General features: G+C 33.1%; 2 protein-coding genes. Both read left to right on the top strand.

Annotation, left to right across the window (positions count from 1 at the left end; all coding sequences use genetic code 11):
- Positions 1-1,193, top strand: a 1,193-nt coding sequence (locus tag P8M54_RS03705; protein WP_300285338.1) for a PAS domain-containing sensor histidine kinase, incomplete at its 5' end; no start/stop codon positions are given.
- 2 nt (positions 1,194-1,195) lie between these two features.
- Positions 1,196-2,002, top strand: an 807-nt coding sequence (locus tag P8M54_RS03700) for an FIST N-terminal domain-containing protein (RefSeq protein WP_300285335.1), incomplete at its 3' end; no start/stop codon positions are given.

Genomic DNA, 2,002 nt, shown 5'->3' with positions numbered 1-2,002 from the left:
TTACTGCCATAAATAAAAATAAAGAAAGAAAATCGTGGTTGGTTAGTGGGGCTCCAAATTACGACCTTCAAGGAAACGTAATTGGCTCAATAGGTATACATCTCGATATTACGGGTCAAAAAAGCCAAGAAGAGCAGTTGTATTTACTATCGCTAATTGCTGAGAAAAATATAAACGCTGTTATAATATGTGACGCCCAGGGCTACATTGAATGGGTAAACGGCAGTTTTTTAAAAATGTCAGGATATACTAAGGAGGAAATTATAGGTTGTAGACCTGGTCGCTTGCTTCAAGGAGTCGACTCTGACCTAGATTCAGTGAAATACCATCGAGAACAAATAAAAAAAGGATTGCCATTTAACTGCGAGATCGTCAATTATTCTAAAACCAAAGAAAAATATTGGGTTAGAATTCAAGGGCAGGCATTATATGATAAAGAAGGTGCTATAATTAAATACTTTGCGATAGAAGAGGACATTACAGCACAAAAAAATCTTGAAGATCAAAAAGAGAATTTAATAAGTGATTTAGCAAAAACCAACAAGGAGCTGGAAGACTATGCTCAAATTGTATCGCACGATTTAAAATCTCCGTTGCGCAGCATAAATTCTTTAATATCGTGGATTAAAGAAGAGAATGAGAATAGTTTTGACGAACAAACCATCAAATATTTCTCTTTAATAGAACACAAAGTCGAAAAGATGGATCATCTAATCGAAGGTATATTGACTTATTCCAAAATCGATAAGGATGAAACAAGAAACGAGAGTGTAGATACCCATGCGATAATAAGTAGTATTATCGATATTATTCACGTACCACAACACATCACGATAAGGATTGTTGATACATTACCTACTATAAAAGCCGACCGTTTTAAAATTCAACAGCTTTTCCAAAATTTAATTGGTAACGCAGTAAATTATATTGACAAAGAGGAAGGATTAGTAGAAATTGCAGCTGAGGAATTAGAGACTAGTTTTATTTTTTCGATAAAAGACAATGGGATAGGAATGGCAAAAGAAATTCATTCTAAAATATTTGAGACATTCAAAACGTTTACTAACAGTAAGCATTCTACAGGATTAGGTTTATCGATAGTGAAAAAAGTAATTGAATTTTATAAAGGTGAAATCTGGTTAGAGAGTGAGGAAGGAATTGGAACTACCTTTTACGTTAAACTTAAAAAATAATTATGAAAATTATTCAAGCATATAAAGAAGACGGTAAAGAATGGGAATATTTCCAACAGAAAGCAACTCTTAAAAATCCTTTAGTTTTGGTTTTTGGTAATCGTTATTTGCTGGAGAAATCTGAAATTATTGAGAATATCAGAGCAGAATTCCCGTATGAAAATATCGTTTTTGGATCGACGGCAGGTGAAATATTATGTTGTCATGTTAATGACAATTCTATTTCGGTAACGGTAATAGAATTTGAAAATGCTACATATAAAGTTGAGAGAGAAAACATTTTAGATTTTAATAAAAATGCAGTTGAACTAGGCAAATCACTTTATGAAAAAATGCCAAAGGATAATTTAAAACATTTGTTTGTACTATCAGAAGGTAGTTTTGTTAATGGTAGCTCATTAATTAACGGATTAGAAACTAATCTTAATTCCAGTTTGTCTATTACAGGAGGTATGTGTGGCGATGATGCTCGTTTTGAAAAGACCGTAGCTTCATTTAAAGAAAACCCAAAAGAGGGAGAAGTGATTTTAATTGGTTTCTATGGAGAAAGTTTAGAAATATCTTTTGCAAGTTTTGGCGGTTGGATTCCATTTGGCCCCGAGCGTATAATCACTAGATCTGAAGGTAATATTTTGTATGAAATTGATGGGCAGCCTGCTCTTGATTTGTATAAAAAGTATTTGGGAGAGAAATCAAATGAACTCCCTCAAGCATCGTTGCTATATCCATTGAATGTAACCCCAGATGGAAAAAAAGATCCTGTCGTACGCACAATTCTAAACATAAATGACGAAGATCAATCAATGATA

The organism is Flavobacterium sp. (genome assembly GCF_029242675.1).
In the GTDB taxonomy this organism is placed as follows: domain Bacteria; phylum Bacteroidota; class Bacteroidia; order Flavobacteriales; family Flavobacteriaceae; genus Flavobacterium.
The sequence above is the reverse complement of the archived record's forward strand: the minus strand, read 5'-3'. Positions and strand labels throughout refer to the sequence as shown.